At 68.6% G+C, this 21,835-nt stretch carries 18 protein-coding genes; 7 read left to right on the top strand and 11 right to left on the bottom strand.

Going from position 1 to position 21,835, the window contains the following annotated elements:
• Positions 1-55: 55 nt before the first annotated feature.
• Positions 56-1,795 (bottom strand): malto-oligosyltrehalose trehalohydrolase, encoded by a 1,740-nt coding sequence (treZ, locus tag ACT86A_RS18225; RefSeq protein WP_445093356.1) that lies wholly within the window; start codon positions 1,793-1,795, stop codon positions 56-58.
• A gap of 130 nt (positions 1,796-1,925) precedes the next feature.
• Here treZ and ACT86A_RS18220 point away from each other — a divergent pair, with 130 nt between their 5' ends.
• On the top strand, positions 1,926-2,543 hold the full coding sequence (locus ACT86A_RS18220; protein ID WP_445093355.1) for a class I SAM-dependent methyltransferase: 618 nt from the start codon (positions 1,926-1,928) through the stop codon (positions 2,541-2,543).
• 4 nt (positions 2,544-2,547) lie between these two features.
• On the opposite strand, the gene ACT86A_RS18215 is transcribed toward ACT86A_RS18220, so the two are convergent.
• Together ACT86A_RS18215 and dnaE are read right to left on the bottom strand one after the other, a co-directional pair.
• Positions 2,548-2,949 (bottom strand): hypothetical protein, encoded by a 402-nt coding sequence (locus ACT86A_RS18215; RefSeq protein ID WP_445093354.1) that lies wholly within the window; start codon positions 2,947-2,949, stop codon positions 2,548-2,550.
• A 114-nt stretch (positions 2,950-3,063) separates the two neighbouring features.
• Complete coding sequence (gene dnaE, locus ACT86A_RS18210) at positions 3,064-6,612, bottom strand: DNA polymerase III subunit alpha (protein ID WP_445093353.1); 3,549 nt, start codon at positions 6,610-6,612, stop codon at positions 3,064-3,066.
• An 899-nt stretch (positions 6,613-7,511) separates the two neighbouring features.
• Between dnaE and ACT86A_RS18205 the strand changes: the two genes are divergently transcribed.
• Positions 7,512-7,952: a QcrA and Rieske domain-containing protein gene (locus tag ACT86A_RS18205; RefSeq protein ID WP_445093352.1), complete on the top strand. Its 441-nt coding sequence runs from the start codon at positions 7,512-7,514 to the stop codon at positions 7,950-7,952.
• 15 nt (positions 7,953-7,967) lie between these two features.
• On the opposite strand, the gene ACT86A_RS18200 is transcribed toward ACT86A_RS18205, so the two are convergent.
• The 3 genes from ACT86A_RS18200 to ACT86A_RS18190 all read right to left on the bottom strand — a co-directional run bounded on the left by ACT86A_RS18200 (position 7,968) and on the right by ACT86A_RS18190 (position 10,121).
• Positions 7,968-8,435 carry a VOC family protein gene (locus ACT86A_RS18200; RefSeq protein ID WP_445093351.1) on the bottom strand — a complete coding sequence of 156 codons (468 nt, stop codon included), beginning with the start codon at positions 8,433-8,435 and terminating at the stop codon, positions 7,968-7,970.
• Positions 8,436-8,517: 82 nt separating this feature from the next.
• Entirely contained in the window at positions 8,518-9,234 is a 717-nt protein-coding gene (locus ACT86A_RS18195) for a hypothetical protein (protein ID WP_445093504.1), read from the bottom strand.
• Positions 9,231-10,121 (bottom strand): hypothetical protein, encoded by an 891-nt coding sequence (locus tag ACT86A_RS18190; protein WP_445093503.1) that lies wholly within the window; start codon positions 10,119-10,121, stop codon positions 9,231-9,233. Before ACT86A_RS18190 ends, ACT86A_RS18195 begins: the two co-directional genes overlap by 4 nt.
• Positions 10,122-10,307: 186 nt before the next feature.
• On the opposite strand from ACT86A_RS18190, the gene lspA reads away from it, so the two are divergent.
• Genes lspA through ACT86A_RS18175 form a run of 3 tightly spaced genes read left to right on the top strand, consistent with a single transcriptional unit; the run spans position 10,308 to position 12,485 of the window.
• Positions 10,308-10,904 (top strand): signal peptidase II, encoded by a 597-nt coding sequence (lspA, locus tag ACT86A_RS18185; protein ID WP_445093350.1) that lies wholly within the window; start codon positions 10,308-10,310, stop codon positions 10,902-10,904.
• Positions 10,901-11,827: an RluA family pseudouridine synthase gene (locus ACT86A_RS18180; RefSeq protein WP_445093349.1), complete on the top strand. Its 927-nt coding sequence runs from the start codon at positions 10,901-10,903 to the stop codon at positions 11,825-11,827. The genes lspA and ACT86A_RS18180 overlap by 4 nt, the downstream gene beginning before the upstream one ends.
• A complete protein-coding gene (locus ACT86A_RS18175; protein WP_445093348.1) occupies positions 11,820-12,485 on the top strand; it encodes a hypothetical protein in 666 nt (221 codons plus the stop codon). The genes ACT86A_RS18180 and ACT86A_RS18175 overlap by 8 nt, the downstream gene beginning before the upstream one ends.
• 30 nt (positions 12,486-12,515) lie before the next feature.
• Here the strand turns inward: ACT86A_RS18175 and ACT86A_RS18170 are convergent, their stop codons facing one another.
• Both ACT86A_RS18170 and ACT86A_RS18165 read right to left on the bottom strand, forming a co-directional pair.
• Positions 12,516-13,334: a PhzF family phenazine biosynthesis protein gene (locus ACT86A_RS18170; protein ID WP_445093347.1), complete on the bottom strand. Its 819-nt coding sequence runs from the start codon at positions 13,332-13,334 to the stop codon at positions 12,516-12,518.
• A gap of 79 nt (positions 13,335-13,413) precedes the next feature.
• Positions 13,414-15,837, bottom strand: a complete 2,424-nt coding sequence (locus ACT86A_RS18165; protein WP_445093346.1) for a cation-translocating P-type ATPase — start codon at positions 15,835-15,837, stop codon at positions 13,414-13,416.
• 32 nt (positions 15,838-15,869) lie between these two features.
• On the opposite strand from ACT86A_RS18165, the gene rarD reads away from it, so the two are divergent.
• Complete coding sequence (gene rarD, locus ACT86A_RS18160) at positions 15,870-16,796, top strand: EamA family transporter RarD (RefSeq protein WP_445093502.1); 927 nt, start codon at positions 15,870-15,872, stop codon at positions 16,794-16,796.
• Between the two features lie 191 nt (positions 16,797-16,987).
• Here rarD and ACT86A_RS18155 read toward each other — a convergent pair whose 3' ends face one another.
• Together ACT86A_RS18155 and ACT86A_RS18150 are read right to left on the bottom strand one after the other, a co-directional pair.
• Complete coding sequence (locus ACT86A_RS18155) at positions 16,988-17,488, bottom strand: WKL family lipoprotein (RefSeq protein ID WP_445093345.1); 501 nt, start codon at positions 17,486-17,488, stop codon at positions 16,988-16,990.
• A 196-nt stretch (positions 17,489-17,684) separates the two neighbouring features.
• The gene (locus ACT86A_RS18150; RefSeq protein WP_445093501.1) at positions 17,685-19,067 is read right to left on the bottom strand and encodes a DNA polymerase IV; all 1,383 of its coding nucleotides are present in this window, start codon (positions 19,065-19,067) and stop codon (positions 17,685-17,687) included.
• Between the two features lie 352 nt (positions 19,068-19,419).
• On the opposite strand from ACT86A_RS18150, the gene ACT86A_RS18145 reads away from it, so the two are divergent.
• Positions 19,420-20,307, top strand: coding sequence for a UTP--glucose-1-phosphate uridylyltransferase (locus ACT86A_RS18145; protein WP_445093344.1), 888 nt, complete (start codon positions 19,420-19,422; stop codon positions 20,305-20,307).
• 320 nt (positions 20,308-20,627) lie between these two features.
• Here ACT86A_RS18145 and ACT86A_RS18140 read toward each other — a convergent pair whose 3' ends face one another.
• Entirely contained in the window at positions 20,628-21,164 is a 537-nt protein-coding gene (locus ACT86A_RS18140; RefSeq protein WP_445093343.1) for a C40 family peptidase, read from the bottom strand.
• Positions 21,165-21,835 lie beyond the last annotated feature (671 nt).

Raw genomic sequence — 21,835 nt, 5'->3', positions numbered from 1 at the left:
AGTACGTTATTTACCAAACTCCCAGATAGGGACCGGTTCTTATGTTCCGCCGCGCTCACCGCGCGCCCGGCGGCGCCGTCTCCAGCAGCGTGAACGAATGGCCGGGAAGGGTTGTCGTAGCAGGGCCTGCGGTCGGCGATTCCCAGGACAGCAGCGGCAGGCCCGCGACCGGCACGACGGCCTGGTCCTCGCCCAGATTGCACACCAGGGCCAGCGTGCCGCGATGCACGACGATCCAGCGGGCGACCTCGTCGTAGTTCACCGAAACATGGGTCAGCAACGGGTCGCTTAGCTCCGGCCGGTCCCGGCGCACGGCGAGCAGGGTTCGATAGCAGGACAGCAGCCGGGCGTGGGCCGGCTTCCCGAGTTCGTCCCAGTCCAGCTTGGACCGGTGGAAGCTGCGCGGATCCTGCGGGTCGGGCACCTCGTCGGTGGGCCAGCCGTGTTCGGCGAACTCCTCCCGGCGCCCGGCCGCGGTCGCGGCGGCGATAACCGGATCGGTATGGGAAGTGAAGAACTGGAACGGTGTGCCGGCCCCCCACTCCTCGCCCATGAACAGCATCGGTGTGAATGCCGAGCACAGCACCAGGGCCGCTTTGATCGCCAACTGGCCGTCGGTCAGGTAGGCGCTCGGCCGGTCGCCGAGGGCTCGGTTCCCGATCTGGTCGTGATCGCAGGTGAAAGCAAGCAGCGCGCTGCCCGGAACCAGGCCGGGGTCGATCGGGCGGCCGTGCGTGCGGCCGCGGAAGCTGGAATACGTTGCGGCATGGAAGAACCCGTGTGTGAGCGTCTCGGCCAAGCAACGCAGCGAACCGAAGTCGCCGTAGTAGCCCTGCCGCTCGCCGGAGACGGCGGCGTGGACAGCGTGGTGCAGGTCGTCGTTCCACTGCGCGGTCAGCCCGTAGCCGCCGGCCGCGCGCGGAGTGATCAGTTTCGGATCGTTCAGATCGCTCTCCGCGATCAGCGTCAGCGGCCTGCGCAGGTGGGCGGCGAGGCGTTCGGTGGCGACGGCGAGCTCGGCGAGCACGTGTGTGGCGGTCCGGTCGACCAGGGCGTGCACCGCGTCCAGCCGCAGGGCGTCGATATGGAAATCACGCAGCCAGCGCAGCGCGTTGTCGATGACATGCCGGCGCACGTGGTCGGACTGCGGGCCGTCCAGGTTCAGGCTCTGTCCCCAGGTGTTGCGATCCTGCGTGAGGTAGGGCCCGAAGCGCGGCAGGTAGTTGCCGGACGGGCCGAGGTGGTTGTAGACGACGTCGAGGCAGACCGCCAGCCCGCGGGCATGGCACGCGTTCACGAACCGCTGCAGGCCGTCGGGGCCGCCGTAGCTTTCCTGGACCGCGTACCAGAGCACCCCGTCGTAGCCCCAGTTGTGGGTGCCGTCGAAGGCGTTCACCGGCATCACCTCGACCACGGTGACGCCCAGCTCGACCAGGTGGTCCAGCCGCTCGATGGCGGCGTCGAAGGTCCCCGCCGCGGTGAAGGTCCCGATGTGCAGTTCGTAGTAGACCGCTCCGGCCAGCGGCCGCCCGGTCCAGCTCGCGTCGGTCCATCCCGCCGGATCGAGGGTGTGCAGGGCCGAGCGGGCGTGCACTCCGTCGGGCTGACGCGGCGAGCGCGGATCGGGCAGCACGGTCGGGTCGTCGTCGAGCAGGAACCCGTACCTGGCTCCGCACGCGGCGGGTACGTCGGCGCGCCACCATCCGTCCGGCGACCGCGTCATCCGGTGGTCCACACCATCCAGGTCCAGCCGTACCGACTCCGGCCGCGGCGCCCACACCTCGAACACAGTCACTGCGCCAGCATCCCACGGGCCTGGGCCGCTCGCCGGGTGGACGCCGGCGCCGGGAACCCGCTCCTCACTTGTTGCGCTACACGCGTCGCTGGGTCTGGCCGGAACGGGTGATCCCTGCCAGAGTGGAGGTGTGGGTATCTATGGCGACCAGGTGCTACCCCGGATCGTGAACGTGGCCTGCGGGATGCGGTTCCTCGCCCCACTGCGCGAGCGGGTGTGCGCGGGACTGCACGGACGCGTCGTGGAGATCGGCTTCGGTTCGGGCCTGAACGTGCCGTTCTACCCGGCGACGGTCGCCTCGGTGAGCGCGGTCGAACCGGCCGATCTCGGCTGGCGGCTGGCGAGCAAACGAGCCGCCGCTGCCACCGTGCCCATCGAGCGGGCCGGGCTGGACGGGCAGGCGCTACCGTTCGCCGACAATACCTTCGACTGCGCGTTGTCGACCTGGACCATGTGCACCATCCCCGACATCGCCGCTGCCTTGGCCGAGGTGCGCCGGGTACTCGTTCCCGGCGGGACCTTGCACTTCGTCGAACACGGGCGGGCGCCGGACGAGAACGTGCGGGTGTGGCAGAACCGGCTGAATCCGGTCCAGAAACGACTGTTCGGCGGATGCCACCTGAACCGCGATATCCGCGCTCTGGTGACAGCCGCCGGTTTCGAGATCCGCGAGGCCGAGTCGTTCTACGGGGAACAGGCCCCGCGCTTCCTGGTCGCCCAGACGCTCGGTGTCGCGGTCTCGCCCTGAGGAATCAGACGATGCGTACCGACAGGGTGTAGGTCGCATTGCCGCGGCTCGGCGCCACCGAGATGGTGTAGTACCCGCTCTGCGGCAGCGTGATCCGGCTCCAGGTCTCCTCGACACACAGCACGCGCCCGTCCGGGGCGGTGGTGGTGAATCGGGCATTGCCCTCGACGGAGGAGAGATCGGTGGTCAGCGTCTGCCCCGCCCGCGCCTCGAGCACGTAGGTGTCGGCGTCGCCACGGATCACCGCGCCGCTGACGGACGCGTGATCGGTCCCGGGCGCGAACTTGATCTCGTAGATAGAGCCCGCGTTCGCGGCGCCCGCGCCGACCGTCGCGACAGCGAACGCGGGCACGAACAGGGTGACGCCCAGTATCAGCAGACGCAGGCTGCGGAGAATGGCTTGCATGACGATCCTCGTTTCCTCGGAGTGAACGACCTTCGCCCCGAACTCTCCACGAACCCGCCTATCGAATGCTTAACAGCCGCTTGCCATCAGGAAACCGAAGGCACGCTGCGCCGGTCAACTGGCCAGGCACCCTGGCCCGAGCAGGGCCTTCAGGTCGCCCATCAGGGCTGAGGACGGTGAAACGCGCAGGGCGTGGTCCAGTTTCCACAGCGTGGTCTTGTCTCGGGCGCCGACATGGCGGACATGGACATCCGAGGTGCCGGGGTGCCGGGACAGGACCCGCTTGAGTTCACCGATCTTGTCCGGGGTGCACATGCGGGTGGTGATGGTGACCGAGAGCGGCTTCGCCACGCCGACCGCGGACAGGTCGGGCACGGCGAGATCGTTGGCGATCAGCGAGATGCGATCGTCGCGGACCGAGACCCGCGCCTTCACCAGCACCACGGCATCCTCGACGACGTCCATGCCGTACACCGAGTACGCCTGCGGGAAGAACAGCACCTCGATGCCGCCGGTGAGGTCTTCCAGCTGGGCCGACGCCCAGGCCAGGCCGTTCTTGTTGATGCGCCGGTTCACCGAAGCCAGGATGCCGCCGACGGTGACCTGCGTGCCGTCTTTGAGGTCGCCTTCCAGAATGACCGGGATCTGGGTATCCGCCTGTGCCGCAAGGACATGCTCGACACCGTTGAGCGGGTGCCCGGACACGTACAGCCCGAGCATCTCCCGCTCCAGGGCGAGCCGGTGCTTGGACTCCCACTCGTCGTCGGGCACCTTGACGTTGAACACCGAGGTCACCGACTCGTCCGCGTCCAAGCCGCCGAACAGGTCGAACTGCCCGATCGCCTCCGCCTTCTTGGTCGCCATCACCGCGTCGATGGCATCGGAGTGGATCAGCAGCAGGCCCTTACGCGGGTGCCCGAGAGAGTCGAAACCGCCTGCCTTGATGAGCGATTCGGTGACCTTCTTGCTCGCCGCGATCGCGTCGATCTTGTTCAGGTAGTCGGAGAAATCGGTGAACTTCGACTTCTCCTTGCGCGCCTGGATGATCGAGGCGACGACGTTCGCGCCGACATTGCGCACCGCGCCGAGACCGAAACGGATGTCCTTGCCGACGGAGGCGAAGTTCTGCTCGGACTCGTTGACGTCCGGCGGCAGCACGGTGATGCCGAGGCGGCGGCAATCCGACAGGTAGGCCGCGGCCTTGTCCTTGTCGTCGCCGACGGAGGTGAGCAAACCCGCCATGTACTCGGCCGGGTAGTTGGCCTTGAGGTAGGCGGTCCAGTAGGAGATCAGGCCGTAGGCGGCGGCGTGCGATTTGTTGAACGCGTACCCGGCGAACGGAAGAATCGTGTCCCACAGCGCCTTGATCGCGGCCTTGGAATAGCCGTTGGCCTGCATGCCTTCCTCGAAGCCCTCGAACTCCGCGGCCAGCACCTCGGCCTTCTTCTTGCCCATCGCGCGACGCAGGATATCGGCGCGGCCGAGCGAGTACCCGGCCACCTTCTGCGCGACGTGCATGATCTGCTCTTGATAGACGATCAGACCGTAGGTCTCGCCGAGGATCTCCTTCAACGGCTCGGCCAGCTCCGGATGGATCGGCTTGACCTCTTGCCGTTTGTTCTTGCGGTCGGCGTAGTCGTTGTGCGCGTTCATGCCCATCGGGCCGGGGCGGTACAACGCGCCGACGGCGACGATATCTTCGAACGCGGTCGGCTGCATACGGCGCAGCAGATCGCGCATAGGTCCACCGTCGAGCTGGAAAACGCCGAGAGTGTCGCCGCGGGAAAGCAATTCATAGGTCGCGCCGTCGTCGAGCGGCAGGTTGTCCATGTCCAGCTCGATGCCGCGGTTGGCCTTGATGTTCTCCAGCGCGTCACCGATCACGGTGAGGTTGCGCAGGCCGAGGAAGTCCATCTTCAGCAGGCCGATGGCCTCGCAGGACGGATAGTCCCAGCCGGTGATCAGGGCGCCGTCCTGGGGCCGCTTCCACAGCGGGATCGCGTCCATCAGCGGATCGCAGGACATGATCACCGCGCAGGCGTGCACACCCGCGTTGCGGATCAGCCCCTCGAGACCACGCGCGGTCTCGTAGATCTTGGCGACATCCGGATTGGTGTTGATGAGTTCGCGGACCTCGGCGGCTTCCTTGTACCGCTCGTGGTCCGGGTCGGTGATGCCGGAGACCGAGATGTCCTTGGCCATGATCGGCGGCGGCAGCGCCTTGGTGATCTGGTCGGCGATGGCGAAACCGGGCTGGCCGTACAGGACTCGCGCCGAGTCCTTGATGGCGGCCTTGGTCTTGATGGTGCCGAAGGTGATGACCTGGGCGACCCGGTCGGTGCCCCACTTCTCGCTCGCGTAGCGCACCATTTCACCGCGGCGGCGATCGTCGAAGTCGATATCGATATCGGGCATCGAGACGCGCTCGGGATTGAGGAACCGCTCGAAGAGCAGACCGTGTGGCAGCGGGTCGATATTGGTGATGCCGAGCGCGTAGGCGACCAGGGAGCCTGCCGCGGAACCACGGCCGGGGCCGACTCGGATGCCGACCTCACGAGCGTGGTTGATCAGGTCGCCGACCACCAGGAAGTAGGCGGGGAAACCCATCTCCAGGATGACGCCGATCTCGTAGGCGGCGCGGTCGAGGTATTCCCGGGGTGCGCCGTCGGGGAATCGGCGCCGCAACCCGAGGTCGACCTCGCTGCGTAGCCAGCTGCCCTGGTCGTGGCCCTCGGGGACGGGGAAGATCGGCATCCGGTCGCGGTGCGCCCACACATCGTCGTAGGACTGCACACGCTCGCCGATGAGTACGGTGTTGTCGCAGGCGCCGGGCACTTCGGCGTCCCAGATCGCGCGCATCTCCTGGGCGGACTTCAGGTAATAGCCGTCACCGTCGAACTTGAACCGGGTCGGGTCGCTGAGCGTCTTGCCGGTCTGAATACACAGCAGCGCTTCGTGATTGGTCGACTGATCCTTGGTGACGTAATGACAGTCGTTCGTGGCCAGCGCCGGAATACCCAGCTGCTTGCCGATATTCAGCAGTCCCTCGCGGACCCGGCGCTCGATGGACAAGCCGTGGTCCATCACCTCGAGGAAGAAATTGTCCTTACCGAAGATCTCCTGCCATTTGGCCGCGGCCTCCAGCGCCTCGCGGTCGTGGCCGAGGCGCAAGCGGGTCTGCACCTCACCGGAGGGGCAGCCCGTGGTCGCGATGATGCCTTCGGCGTGCTGGGCGATGATCTCCTCGTCCATGCGCGCCCACTTGCCGAGCTGGCCCTCGAGCGAGGCCAGCGAGGACAACGTGAACAGGTTGCGCAGACCGGTCGCGGTCTCGGCGACCATGGTCATGTGGGTGTAGGCACCCGAGCCGGAGACATCGTCGCCCTTCTGGCTCGGATCGCCCCACTGCACGCGCTTGCTGTCGAACCGGGAGCCGGGCGCGATGTACGCCTCGATGCCGATGATCGGCTTGATGTCGTGCTTCTTGGCGGAGTTGTAGAACTCCGCCGCCCCGTACATGTTGCCGTGGTCGGTCATTCCGACCGCGTCCATCCCAAGCCGTTTCGCCTCGCTGAACAGGGGCGAGATCTTGGCGGCACCGTCGAGCATCGAGTACTCGGTGTGGTTGTGCAGATGGACGAACGATCCGGACGAGGCGGCCAAGATGTTCCTTCCTCCCAAGGTCGCGACGGGGGTTGGCTGGACCGATTCTAGGGGTGCGCACCGACGGGTTTTTCACGGCACACCGGCAACTCCTCGGCGCCCGGCGTGTCGGTGCGAACAACCACTGGCGCGTCCTGGCGACTCGCCGCGCGAGCGGCCGATTTCCGCGAGTGATCCGCGAATCCGGTCGAGGCGATGAGTCGAGGCGACAATCGCCCCACGCCGAACCCCGCCATGACCGCCACCCCCGCGTTGCCGCGGCGGCACTGATCGCCGTGCGCTGTTGTCTGCTCGCGGACCCGCCGCCGGGTGGTGAACACCCCCGCCGAGCAGGCGGTGCACTCGGCACCGCACCTGCGGGCGCTCACCGGCGCCGAGGCGCTCGCGCCGGAAGACCCCGCGGGCAGGCCGCCGGCCCGGGAAAGCCCGCACACCGACTCGGCCGAGCACTGCACGGCGGCGACGCAGCGCGCCGTCGCGGGTGAGCGCCCGCGCTCCTGGGCCGGCCCCGGGACGTGTTGTGCTCCGGGGCGCTCAGCACCGAGGCGGGGCGCCCGAGGTTGCCCGCCGCGAGATCGACGTGTTCGAAACGATCCGGTCGGGTAACCACAAGAGGACGGCGGACCCGGCCGGAACAGATGAGGGGACCCGGGTCCGCCGTTCGCGCCCACCCCAATTCGCACTGAGACAATTCGCACCGAATCGTCGTACCGACAGGTGTTTCGGCCACCTCGTCCAGCTCCCTGCCGCGCCGACGCGCCCGGGATCCGGCCCAATTGAACCGCAGGGCCGCCCCTTCCGTGAACAAGGCGAAAGCGGCACCGGCACAACCCCGGCGACTACCGCGATCGCTCGACGGCAGGCATCTCGCCGGCCGCGGTTGGCAAGGAGCGCGACACATGACATTCGACGAACACACCCGGCGCAACGTGGTGATCGCCGGCGCCGGCGCCGCCGCGGCCGCCCTGGCCCTCGCCGCCTGTACCACCGAGGCGAAAGACAACGCGACACCCGGGACGAATCCCGCTCCGGATGGCCGGCCCGCCGCGGCGAGTCAGCCGGCAACGGTGCTCGCCAAAACGACCGACATCCCGGTCGGCGGCGGTGTGGTCCTCGGCGACACCGTGGTGACCCAGCCCAGCGCCGGCGCCTTCGTCGGGCTGTCCTCGATCTGTACCCACGCGGGATGCAAGGTCGTCGAAGTGTCCGGCGGCACCATCAACTGCCCCTGCCACGGCAGCAGGTTCGGTCTCGACGGCTCGGTCGCGAACGGGCCGGCCGCCGACCCACTCGCCCGGAAAAGCATTCGGGTCGAAGGTGATTCGATTATCGCCGGCTGACCTGCGCGGCTCGGCTCACGAGCCGCCGAACTGTTCGGCCATGCGCCGGTCCATCTCCTGCGGCGGCACGTCCTCGACGTGGGTGGCGACGGTCCAGCGGTGTCCCCACGGGTCCTCGAAGGAGCCGCTGCGATCACCGTAGAACTGTGCGGTCATGGGCGCCAGTTCGGTGGCGCCCGCGGCCAGCGCGGTGGCGAAGGCGGCGTCGGCGTCCTCGACGTACACATGGAGGTTGACCGGGGTGCCGCCGACCGTCTTCGGGTCGAGGAAGTTCATATCCGGCGCCGGGTCACCGAGCATGACGACGGAATCGCCGAACATCAGCTCGCAGTGCGCGATCTTCCCGTCCGGGCCGGGCATGCGCATTCGTTCGGTGGCGCCGAAAACGTTCTTGTAGAAATCGACCGCCGCCGCCGCGCCGTCGATGGCCAGTCCGGGCGAGACCACCGGATATCCCTCGGGAATGGGTTTGACATCAGACATGGTTGACCTCCGGTCGAGGCATGGTGTCGGATCATGCCGAGCCTATTCCCGCCGACCGCCACGCTGGGCCGGATCGCCGGAATCAGGGACCCGCGACGCCGTCCAGTCGACGCACCTGCACATCGGTCAACGCACTCAGCACACCGGGATCCACCGCCTCCGGCGCAGTCACGGCGACCTGGACCACGGTGCTTCCGACCTGCACGATCGCCACCGACGACCCGAGCGTCAAACCGTCACTGGTGGCGCGCATCTGGAAGGAGGCGAGCGCATCGCCGGCAGGCGGCTGGGCCAGCCCGCCGATCCGATACTCCACCGGAATATCGGTGGCATCCGCGCCCGAGTAGTGCACGCAACGGCGCAGCAGCTGCTGCACAGCCGAAAACGCGCCGGCGACCGCGTCGTGCGGATAACTCGCTGCGTCGATATCGATACTGGAGAAGTTCGGCCCGGCGAATTGGGTGGCGGCCTGTGCCAGCGCGCCGGCATATTGCGCGCCGAGCGGCGTGAGCACCTTGGCGCATTCCACCGGATTCGTGGGCGACGCGCCGGCCGGTGCCGTTCCCACGTCGGCGCGCGGCGGCAGTTCGGTGAAGCCGGGCGGCAGGTCGGCGTCGCTGAGTAACCGATCACGCAGCCGATCGGAATCGGACTCGGGTGCGACCGTCACCGGGGCGGCGGCGACGACCGCGCCCGGCGGCGGCAGCTCGGGCAATCCGGCCGCGGGCTCGGCCGAACCACAGCCCGAGGCGAGCAGAACGGAGGCGGCGGCGGTCAGCGGGCCGCACGCGCGGATCATTCGGTCCACGACACCTGCGTACCGAGCGTCTGCCGCAACGTGCTGGCGCTGCGCGGATCACGGTAGGACTGGTGCCCGCCGACGGTGACCGAACCGGCCACCGGCAGCGGCAAGCCGAGATCCACCGTGATGGTGCCCGTGCCCTGCATGACATAGTCCCGGATGTCCAGGGTGCCCGCGTGGTTCGGCAGGTTCCACACCAGCGACTTCGGCGTCTGTGTGACCTGCAGTTCGATGGTGAGCCGGTCGCCGTCGCGCTCGGTCAGCGTCGCGGTGGTCACCTGGTCGAGCAGCACGCCGCCGTTGACCTCCTGCCGCACCGTCCACACCGCGCCCGGCCCGACCGGCTGGTCGGGGAACGCGATCGAGCGGTAGACGGCTTGGTAGAACGCCTGCTCGAGCGCGGCGCGCGCGGTGTTGGACGCGTCCGGCGCCGGCTCCAGCCGCAGCGCGGTGATCGCACCCAGATCGGTGAGGTCGAAGCCCGCGTGCGAGCCGCCGATCTTGGTGAGCGCCTTGGCCAGCGTCGGGTCCGGTGAGGTGACCGTACCGAGGGTCAGATCGATGCCCTCGGCGGTGGTCTGCGCGGTCATCGGAATGGTCAGCGCGGGGGTGGAGAAATCGCGCATCGGCTGGTCGTCGAGCTGCTGCTCGATGTGGTGGGCGGTGTAGAGCGTGACGCGCTGTACCGTGCCCGCCGGGTAGTCCGGCCGCAGCAGCGAACGCGGCTCGTCGCCGGCCGACATGACCGTGGTCACCGCGGCCGGAATGGGCACGGTCACTTCTTTGCGCATGCCGACCGGCTCGGTGCCGTCGGTCTCACCGCGCGATTCGGTGCCGTCGGCGCAACCGACACCGAAGGCGGACAGCCCGACCGCGAGCACCATGAGCAGCACACCCGAGCGCGCGATCCGGCGATGGTGGGGGTAAGACAACACCGTCACGAGCAACAGACTACGACCGCTTCCTGAGTGCAAGCTGGGACATCGAGTGGGCGTGCCATACGAACCCGAACCGCGCCGCCTGGCCGGGGCAATCGCCACGCGCGTACCGGTCGCGATTGCGCTCGAGAGATGATGGTCGGTGTGAGTGACGACCGGCCACCTGAGGAAAGCCCGACCAACACCGCCGATCCGACGACGGAGATCCCGCCGCAGCGGCTGGGGATCCTGCTCGTCATCGCCGCGGTTCTCCTCGGTCTGGATCTGCTCACCAAGACCATCGCGGTCGCGAACCTGACGCCGGGTGAACCGGTGTCGATCATCGGCGACTTCGCGCGTTTGACCCTGGTACGCAATCCGGGCGCGGCGTTCTCCATGGCCACCGGCATGACCTGGTTGCTGACGCTGGTCGCCGCCGCGGTCGTGATCGGCGTGGTGCGCATCGGCCGCACCCTGCGCTCGCTGTGGTGGGCGATCGGCCTGGGCATGGTGCTCGGCGGCGCGCTCGGCAACCTGGTGGACCGGCTGTTCCGCGCGCCGGGACCGCTGCAGGGTCATGTGGTCGATTTCGTCGCGATCGGCTGGTGGCCGGTGTTCAACGTGGCCGACTCCGCCATTGTGTGCGGGGCGATTCTGCTGGTGCTGCTCACCGTATTCGGCTTCGAGCCGAACGGCACGCGTGTCGGTCGCGGCGACAAGGCCGACGCGAGCGAGGGCAGCGCGGCATGAGCGAGACCAGGACCATGCCGGTCCCCGACGGGCTCGACGGGATGCGCGTGGACGCGGGGTTGTCCCGTTTGCTCGGTCTGTCCCGCACCGCCGTGGCCACGCTGGCCGAGACGGGCTCGGTGCAGCTCGACGGCATCGCCGCGGGCAAGTCCGACCGGCTCACGGCGGGAGCATGGCTGGAGGTGGTGTTCCCGGAACCCAAGCGGGAGCTGACCATCGAGGCCGAACCCGTGGAGGGTATGAAGATCCTCTACGCCGACGACGACATCGTCGCGGTGCACAAGCCGGTCGGCGTGGCCGCGCATACCGGTGTCGGCTGGAGCGGGCCGACCGTCGTGGGCGGGCTGGCCGCCGCGGGCTACCGCATCTCCACCTCGGGTGCCCACGAACGGCAGGGCATCGTGCACCGCCTCGATGTCGGCACCTCCGGGGTGATGGTGGTCGCCCAGTCCGAGCATGCGTACACCGTGCTCAAGCGCGCGTTCAAGCAGCGCACGGTCGACAAGCGGTATCACGCCGTGGTCCAGGGACATCCGGATCCCAGCAGCGGCACCATCGATGCCCCGATCGGCCGGGCGCGGGGCAACGACTGGAAGTTCGCCGTCACCGCCGACGGACGCCCGAGCATCACGCACTACGACACCGTCGAGGCGTTCCCCTCGGCCAGCCTGCTGGACATCCATCTGGAAACCGGCCGCACCCACCAGATCCGGGTGCATTTCTCGGCGATCCGCCACCCCTGCTGCGGTGATCTCACCTACGGCGCGGACCCGCGTCTGGCCGAGCGGCTCGGGCTGGAACGCCAATGGTTGCACGCCCGGTCGCTCGGGTTCCAGCATCCCGCCGACGGTCGCTACCTGGAGATCACCAGCGAGTACCCGGACGACCTGAAAAACGCCCTGGACGTCCTGCGCAATGTTTGACCCACGCCGGTCGCCGTGGCGCGAGGTCGTCCTCGCGGCGGCGACCGGCGCGCTCATCACGCTGATCATCGCGCTCGGCGTGCTGAATCCGCCACGCCAAGCCGGAGTGTCCACCGACCGGCTCGGGCCGGATCAGGGCGAACAGGTCGCGGATTATCTATCGCGTGCCCGGGATTCGCTGGCTGGTGCCGACGAGCAACAGCACTGGGCGCTGGTTTCGTTCACCGAGCCCTTGGTTGCGGCAGACATTCCGGCGCACAGCGGCGGGATGCGCATCGCTCAGGTGCTGTATCGGATATCGCTGCTGCGCGTGCACACCCCGCTGGTCACCGTCCCGGTCCCGGAAAGCGTCGAGGCGGCGGTGGATTCGGCGCAGTACGCGGCTTGGCTGCTGCCCCGCCCCGCCGACGACCGGTCCGCCCGTATCGTCGCCGTATCCGCCGAACGCCTGCGGGCAGGCTGCGCCTGCGTGGTCGGACTCGTCGTGCGCGGCCCACTGGCTCAATTGCGAAACCTGGCCGCACAGAACGGTATCCGCGCCGTCCAAGCGCTTCCCGCGGACGCGGTCGCGGGTAGCTTCGCGGTAGTACCGCTACTGCGCGAATACCAGGACGTCGTCCTCCCCGGCCCCGACGATGGCCCGGTCCCGGCTCCGTAGCACGTCCACGTATCCATCCCGGGAGAGTTGTCAGTCCGGCAGGGTGACGACCCCGTCGAGGTATCGGTGGCAGCGTCCGAACAGCAGCACCCGATCATCGGTCAGCTCGCAGCGCAGGCTCCCGCCGCGGCGCGACAGTTGCCTGGCACGCAGTTCGGTACGACCCAACCGCTCACTCCACAGCGGAACCAACTGGGCATGCGCGGAGCCGGTCACCGGATCTTCGGGGACGCCCACCCCGGGGGCGAAGACCCGGGAGACGAAGTCCACCGCGTCACCGGCAGCGGTGACGATCGCGGCACGCGGCAGCGCCGGGAACGCGGCCAACACCGGGGCGACGTCGCGCACCTGCTGCTCGGTCGCCACGACGATCACCTCGTCGGTGCCGGAGTAGGCGCACACCGGACGCACCCCGAGCGCCGCGACGAGCGCCGGGTCGGGCCGCACCGGAACGCTCGGCACGGCCGGCAGGTCGAGGACGAACTCGTCGTCGACGGTGCGCTCGACGTGCAGCCAGCCGCTGCGGGTGTAGAAGCTCACCCGATCCTCGCCGGGGTGCATATCGACGAGGATCTGCGCGGCGCTGGCCAAGGTGGCGTGCCCGCACAGGGCGACCTCCACCTTCGGCGTGAACCAGCGCAGGTGGAAGGCGGGCCAGTCGCCCGGCGGCACACCCGCCTCGGGAGGTAGGTGCGATGTGTAGAACGCGGTTTCGGCGAGGTTGTTCTCCTCGGCAAGCTGTTGCAGCAACGCATCCGGCAGCCACGACGGGAGCGGCATCACCGCGGCCGGGTTGCCCGAGAACAGTGCGTCGGCGAACGCGTCGATCTGGTGCAGCAGTACCTCCATATCCGAGAAGCTACCCCAACCCTGAATGACCGCCTCGCACAAGGCTTCTCGTCGCGCGGCAAGTCAGCCGCCCAGTCCGTCAGGCGGCCCCGCCGGGCGAGCTGGGCAGCAGTTGCCGCTTATCGCCGAGCAGCACCGCGCTCACCCACCAGGCCGCCTCGACGAGCACGATGCCGACGATGCCGCAGGCCACCGCCGCGCCGGTGAGCGCGAGGTTGGAGGGGTCGAGTTTGAAGAACTCGCGGGTGAACGGAACAGTGAACAGGAAGACGTACGCCGCCACCGATACCGCGATCAGCACGACCTTCCACCACACGTACGGCCGCGCCACGATGGCCAGCACCCACACCGCGATCATGATCAGCGTGATGAGCGCGGTGGTGCCGGCCTGGACCTTCTGCTCCTCGCTCGCGTGCGGCCCCGCGTAGGCGATCAGGTAGGCGACGAAGGTGCTCACGCCGATCACGACGCCCGACGGGATCGCCAACCGCATGACGCGCCCGACGAAGCCGGTGCGGGCACGCTCGTTGTTGGGCGCGAGCGAGAGGATGAACGCCGGGATGCCGATGGTGAACCAGGCCGCGATCGTCACATGCCGCGGCAGGAACGGGTAGCCGATCGGCTCGTAGTCGAACAGCTGCGAACCGATTCCGGCGGCACCGACCAGGAACGCGAGCAGCACGGAATAGACGGTCTTGGTGAGGAACAGGTTCGAGACCCGCTCGATGTTGCCGATCACCCGGCGGCCCTCGCCGACTACGTAGGGGAGCGTGGCGAACTTGTTGTCCAGCAGCACGATCTGCGCCACCGCCCTGGTCGCCGGGCTGCCCGCGCCCATGGCTACGCCGATATCCGAATCCTTCAGCGCGAGAACGTCGTTCACGCCGTCGCCGGTCATCGCCACGGTGTGCCCCCGGGACTGCAGGGCCGCCACCATGGCGCGCTTCTGCTCCGGCCGCACGCGGCCGAAGGTGGTATTGCGATCCAGCACGTCGGCGAGTCCGTCGCGGTCTTGCGGCAACTCCCGCGCGTCGATCGCGTGGTCGCCGCCGGGCAGGTCGAGCGAGGAAGCCACCGCACCGACCGACACGGCGTTGTCGCCGGAGATCACCTTGATCGAAACATTCTGGCCCGCAAAGTATTCGAGCGTCTCGCGGGCATCGGGCCGGACCTTCTGCTCCAGCACCACCAGGGCGGCGGGCCGCACCGGGCCGGGGCCGTCCGGGGCGTCCACTGGACGGTCACCACGGGCCAGCAGCAGGACTCGCAGGCCAGAGGCACCGAGTTCCTCGGCTACACGCGCGTCCGCGGAGCCCGGGTCGAGCAGCACATCCGGCGCGCCGAGCAGCCAGTCGCCGTGTTCGCCGTAGGAGCAGCCGCTCCACTTCTTGGCCGAGGAGAACGGCGCGACAGCCGTGCGTTGCCAGCCGGGACCGTCCGGCAGGGCCTCGGCGATCGCCTGCACGCTCGCGTTCGGTCGTGGATCATCAGCGGCCAACGCGGCCAGCGCGGTGCGGATCTCGGCGTCGTCGAAGGTGTTCAGCGTCTTCAGGTCCGACAGGCGCATACCGTTCTCGGTCAGCGTGCCCGTCTTGTCCGCGCACACCACGTCGACGCGGGCCAACCCCTCGATGGCGGGCAACTCCTGCACCAGGCACTGGCGCCGGCCCAGCCGCACCACACCGACCGCGAACGCGATCGAGGTCATCAGCACCAGCCCCTCGGGCACCATCGGCACCAGCGCAGCGACCATCCCGGTCACCGCGGGCCGCCACGACTCGTTGCTGGCGACCAGCTGGTTGTAGATACTCAGCAAACCCGCGGGGATGAGCAGATAGGTGATGAACTTCAAGATCTTGTCGATACCGCTGCGCAGCTCGGAGTGCACCAGCGTGAATTTGCTCGCTTCCTCGGCCAGCCGCGCGGCGTAGGCGTCCCGGCCGACTTTGGTGGCCCGGTAGGCGCCCGACCCGGAAACCACGAAGCTGCCGGACATCACCGAGGCGCCCACCGCCTTGTCGATCGGGTCCGCCTCGCCGGTGAGCAGCGATTCGTCCACTTCGAGCTGCGCGGACTCCTCGACCGTGCCGTCCACCACGATCTGGTCGCCGGGTCCGAGCTCGATCAGGTCGTCGAGTACCACCTCGCGCGGCGCGATCTCGACGGCCGCGCCGTCCCGGCGCACGGTCGGCTTGACCTGCCCGACGATAGCCAACTGGTCCAGGGTGCGTTTGGCGCGGATCTCCTGAATGATGCCGACCGCGCTGTTGGCGACGATCAGCAGACCGAACATGCCGTCGATCAGCGATCCGGTGGCCAGGACCAGCACGAATAGCACACCGAGGATCGCGTTGATCCTGGTGAAGACGTTCGCGCGCACGATGTCGCGCACCGACCGGCCGGCCCGATCCGGCACGTCGTTGGTCCGGCCGTCGCGGCGGCGTTGCTCGACCTCCGCCGCGGTGAGTCCGGTGGCTGCCAAGGCCTGCGCGGTAATCGACATGACCGCAAGGCTACGGGACAACTACGGTCGTCATCGTGCGGCGAAGCAGGTCCCTCCCCGGTGCGGCGTTCGGCACGAGCGCGTTCTTCCTCTGGGGACTGTTCCCCGCGTTCTTCGGGTTGCTGGCGTTCGCCGACGCGAGCGAAGTGGTGGCCCAGCGGATCGTCTGGACGCTCGTGGTGGTGCTCGCCGTACTCGCGGCCGGCGGGCGGCTGCGCGAACTGCGCGGCATCAGCCGACGCACCTGGCAGCTGGCGGCCGTCGCCTCGGCGGCGATCGCGCTCAATTGGGGTGTGTACGTCTACGGCGTCATTTCGGGCCACATCGTGGAGTGCGCGCTCGGCTACTTCGTCAACCCATTGGTCACGGTCGCTTTCGGCGTGGTGATCTTCCGCGAGCGCCTGAGCAGACCGCAGTGGGCCGCGCTCGCCCTCGGCGCGACGGCGGTGGTTGTGCTCACCGTCGACTACGGCCGGCCGCCGATCATCGCCCTGACATTGGCCTGTTCTTTCGCCACCTACGGCCTGGTCAAGAAGGTGATCCCGCTGGACGCCCTGCGTGGCATCGCCGCCGAGGGCATCGTCTCCGCACCGTTCGCGCTGGTCTTCGCGATCGGTCTCGCGGTCACCGGACGCAGCGAATTCGCCTCCAGCCCAGGTCATCTCGCACTGATGATGGCGACCGGACCGGTGACCCTCGTCCCCCTGCTACTGTTCGCCGTCGCGGCCCAACGGGTCGAGCTGTCCACTCTGGGCTTACTGCAATATCTCACGCCAGCACTCCAGATGACCTGGGGTCTCGCCATCGCGCACGAGCCGATGCCCGCCTCCCGCTGGGCTGGTTTCGCGCTGATCTGGACCGCACTGGCGATCTTCACCACCGACGCGCTGCGGCGCGCCCGCCACGCCCGGCCGCGCCGCAGCGCCACCGAACAGCCGACACGAACGACCGGCGCATGACCCACCCGGCTACATCGCAACCGGCCATACCTGAACTCGCTACGCGCAGGCCACCGCGACGTGCGCGATCCAGCAGGACCGGCATGGGCCGCCGAATTCCGCGGCCGCTCGAAGCACACAGTGGCGCGAGGTGATTCACGAAAGCGCGGCCGCCGGATTCACCCCGGCGGCCGCCCCACCGATCGCGCGGACTAAGCGCAGGCCGGCGACTGCTGGCCCAGGTTGGTGAGCATGGTGCACACCCAGGCCTTCTGGATCTTCCACTTGCCGTTGTCGGCGACGAACGGGACGTCGACGATGTTCTCCTGGCCGTTCAGGATGAACTTGGCCTTCGCGTTGACGCTGTCGCCGAACGACGTGACGTCGGTGACCTCGATCTTCACGTCGGCGCCGGAGGCGGCCTGGGACAGGCGGTCCGGCAGCGTCGGATCGGCTTCGACGCCTTGGACGTTATCGAGCTTCTCCGAACCCGGGACCGTGGGGTCCAGGGCCCGCGCGAGGGCGGTGTTCAGCTCCGACGCGGTCGGGACCGGCGGCAGATTCGCGCTCGCGTTCGCCGACGCCTTGGCGCTGGTCGAGGTCTTGGCGGCGGGCTTGCTGTCCTTGTCGTCGTTGCCGCACGCGGTCATGCCGAGCGCGGCGACGATCGCCAGGCCGGCGATCGCGATGCGTCCAGTCTTACCAAGCTTCAACTGCTCGTCCTTTGCGTTCGAGAGGTCCGTGTCGTGTTCTCCACCATGGCAACCGCCACCCGAATCGGCGGCGCTGCACGAGGCCCCAGGCTACCGGCACCGGGCACCGCCGCCCGGATTCGCACCGGATCACCGGATATCGTCGGCAGCGAACGTACGCGTCCGGCCGGGCGATGTCGAGCCGCCACCCAGCGGGTCAGAACATACTGCGCAGTGGGTCGGCCCGCGTGAGCGCCGCGTCATCGGCCGCGAAAGTGCGCGCGGGACCCGGACCGGTCGAACGAGTTTCGAAGCGAACGGTCACCACGCCCAAGCCCGCACCCTGCACCCAGCCATGACCGTGCTCAGGATGCGTCACGTCCATGCCCGGACGCCAAACAGTGACCGCCGGGGCCGGCTGTGCAGCGCCGGCCACCTGGGCCCGCGGCATCGGCTCGGCTTCCGGTTGCGCCGCGGGGATCTCGCCGACCGGGCCGCGATCGAGCTCAGGAAACAACGATTCCTGACGGACCGTGGACAAGCCGCCGTAACTCACCCCGACCAGCCGGATCGGGCCGAGGTCCAGCGGGTCGAGCGCCGAGCGGTGCGCAGCCGCGGTGAGCGTGGCCAGATCCTCGGTCGCATAGGGCAAGGTGAAGGATCGGGTGACAATGCTCATATCCGACTTCTTCAGCTTGAGCACCACCGTGCGGGCGGCGCGCCCGTCCCCGATCAAGCGCCGGTGCGCCGCCGCGGCCATCTCCTCGATGGCCGGACGCAGCTGAGCGAGGCTGACGATGTCGTTCTCGTAGGTGGTCTCGGCGCCGATCTGCTTGGCCTCGGCCCGTTCGGCGACCGGACGGTCGTCGATACCGCGTGCCAGTCGGTGCAGCGCGGCGCCCACGCTGCCGCCGAGGATCGACATCGCCTCCGATTCCGGCACGGCCGCGAAGGCGCCGACGGTTTCGATGCCGAGCGTGCGCAACCTGCTCTCGGCAACCGGCCCGATCCCCCACAGTTTCCGCACCGGCAGCCCCGCCAGCAGCCGCGGTTGCTCGACCGGCGAAATCACCCGGACCCCATCGGGTTTGGCCAGGTTGGAGGCGATCTTGGCCAGCTGCTTTCCGGTGCCCGCGCCCACCGATGCGGTCAGCCCGGTGCTTTCGCGCACCAGGGCGCGCAGTTCTTCGCAGTACGCGTGCACCCCCGCCACCGTCGCGCCCGCCAACTCGGCGGGTTCGCCGAACGCCTCGTCGAACGACAGCGTCTCCAGCACCGGAATCCGGCTGCGCAGCACGTCGAAGACCTGTCCGCTCACCACCCCGTAGACCGCGCCACGCGGCGGCACCACCACGGCCGTGACTCCGACCAGCCTGCGCGCCTGATGCATCGGCATCGCCGAGCGAGCGCCGAACACCCGGGCCTCATAACTGGCTCCGGCCACCACACCACGCGCGCCGGTGCCGCCGACCAGCACCGGCCGTCCGCGCAGCGTCGGCCGGGTCAGCTGCTCGACCGAGGCGAAGAACGCGTCCATATCGATGTGCAGAACCCAGCGCCGGGCAGCGCTGTCCGCGTCGGTGAGCACGGGCGGACGCATGCTGCTCACCGGCGTTTCGCCATAGGTCGCCCGGCCCAGGGATCGCCTACGGCGAGCAGGCCGGCGCTGCCTCGCACGCATGCCTTCCCGGTACCCACGGCAGCAATGTACGCCCGACCGCCGACATGTCCCGGCAGGTGGTGACGCTATCCGGTGGCTGTGCGCCAACTGTGGGTTCCCGATCGGTTTCAGGCGTGGCGCGTAGTCCTGGTCGATGCCCATCCCCGCCCACCACAAGAGTCCTGATCTCGCCATTTCCGGCGCCGGAGGATGTACCGAACCGTCTCGAACAGCCGCCGACGTACCGCGTACGCACAGCCGGACCCGGGCTTCGGTATGTGATGATCGGACCATGAATATCCGCAAGGCCGTCATCCCGGCCGCTGGTATCGGCTCCCGGCTGCTTCCGCTGACCAAGGCAATCCCCAAGGAGATGCTGCCGGTCGGCGACAAGCCGGTGATCGAGCACACGGTCCGCGAGCTGGTCGCCTCGGGCATCACCGACATCACCATCGTGGTCAGCGGCGGAAAATCATTGATCCAGGACCATTTTCGCCCCAACCCGGCACTGGCCGCCCAGCTGCGCGCGGACGGGAAGACCGCCTTCGCCGAAGCGGTCGAGGAGATCGGCGAACTGTCCCGGCTCGGCCACATCACCTACCTCGACCAGCACGGCCCGTACGGCAACGGCACCCCGGTGCTCAACGCCGCCCGCAATCTCGGCGACGAGCCGATGCTGGTGCTGTGGCCCGACGACGTCTTCGTGGCCGAAGTGCCCCGCGCCCAGCAGCTCATCGATGCCTACGAGGCCACCGGAGCGCCCGTCCTCGCGCTCATGCCGATGGACCCCGCGCACTCGCAACGCTACGGCGTGCCGGTGGTGGCCGACGACCACGGCAACGGTCTGCTGCGCATCACCGGGCTGCGCGAGAAACCGAAGCCCAAAGACGCGCCTTCGTCGTTTGCCGCGATCGGCGGCTACGTGGTCACACCGGGGATTATCGAGGAATTGCGCGCCCAGACCGAAGCGTGGCATGAGCACCGCACCGGGGAGGTGTATCTCACCGACGCGATCAACGTGCACGCCGCGAACAATCCCGTGTTCGGTCAGGTGATCCGTGGCCGCTGGTACGACACCGGCAATCCGGCCGACTACTTGGTCGCGCAATTCGCTTCGGCGCTGGCGCATCAGCAATACGGCCCGGTACTGCGCACTCTTGCCGAGGACCTCGACACCTGACGATCCCGAGGACGGTGCGGACCGGATCGGATCGGTTCGGCCGCGTACAACTTGCCGTTCGGCTTGTGTTTGACGTCACCGGTTGCCCGGCGCCGGCGACGTACTGATATTGCGCAGATGCGGTTCCATAGCCCACCGCTATCAGCGGGCAATGAGCCTTGGACGCACATGACACCGCGTTCGTTCGAATCGAATGACGGTGCCACCCGACGGGACTCCGACTGCCGTAGCTCCACGGTGTGGCGTTCCCATGTTCCGGTCGCGGACAGGCCCGGCGAATCGGCGTGCGATGCCCACCGGCGCCGCCGAGTGCGCTGCGGTCAGAAGCGACGAATGGCGTAGATGTCGAATTGGGCGAGCGGAGTGAAGCCGACCGGCACACCCGAGCCGTAGGCATTCAGCACCTGGCCGAGACCCGCGTAGATGCCGACGTGCGAACCGTCCCGGTTCAGTACCACCACATCGCCGGGCATCAGAATGGCCCGCGGGACCGGCGTGCCCACCTTGGCCTGCTGCCAGGTCGTGCGTGGAAGGCTCACCCCGGCCTGTCGGAAAGCCCACTGCACCAGACCCGAGCAGTCCCAGCTGAACGGTCCGGTGCCGCCCCACTCATAGGGTTTACCGAGCTGTGTCGTCGCGGCTGCCAGCGCCAACAGTCCGGTCGCACTGGGCACCGGCAGCGGTATCCCGGCCGAACCGCTGTTGAGTCCGGCGCCGATCGCCGATCCGGATCCATTGCCCAGCCCGAGGCCGGAGGCACTGCCGGTGTCGCACCAGGCGGTGCCGGCGAGCGTAAAAGTCGCGGTGATAGATAGCAAGAACCCGAGTGCGGTGCGGCGCAACGGTCTCCTCGGCACGTGCTCGTCCCTTCCTTAGCCCGGTTGACAGAGGCGCCGTTCGACGACTCTGGCTAACGCACGGCATCACCAGCGTCATCGCGCGAGGGCGGCAGGTGACCGTGCCTGGCGCATGCGCGCCGGACGCGAATCAGTTCAGGTAGGCACTGTGTAATTGAAACTACTGCCCCAGGAGTCACGTCCGTACCAGCAGTAACATCGCCGATTCTCCCGCGCATTTCGGTCAAACGGAAGAAATCAGCAAACTGTCAGCGTGTGATCTATATCACTTATTTCAGCCGATTGGAGTCAGCGCGTAAAGGGAAGGCAATGCGGATTTCGCAGGCGGATCGCCGGCAGTCGATCCGGGCGGCACACAGCCCGATCCGGGCGGCACACAGCCCGATCCGGGCGGCACACAGCCCGATCCGGGCGGCACACAGCCCGATCCGGGCGACGGGCGTCGCCAGCAGGACCCCGTGGCGACGGCGAGCAGCAGACGTCCAGCGGTACGCCGAGCGATGGCAGGCCCAGGCGGTGGCAGAACCTCGGAAAACCAGTCGGGGGGGGGGGGGGGGGGGGGGCCCCCCCCCCCCCCCCCCCCCCCCCCCCGCCCCCCCCCCCCCCCCCCCCCCCCCCCCCCCCCCGCCGAGATGACGGACGTCGACGACCGCGTCAGCGCCGGACTCCGG

The organism is Nocardia glycosmidis, assembly GCF_052545115.1.
This window is presented reverse-complemented; position numbering and strand designations above follow the sequence as displayed.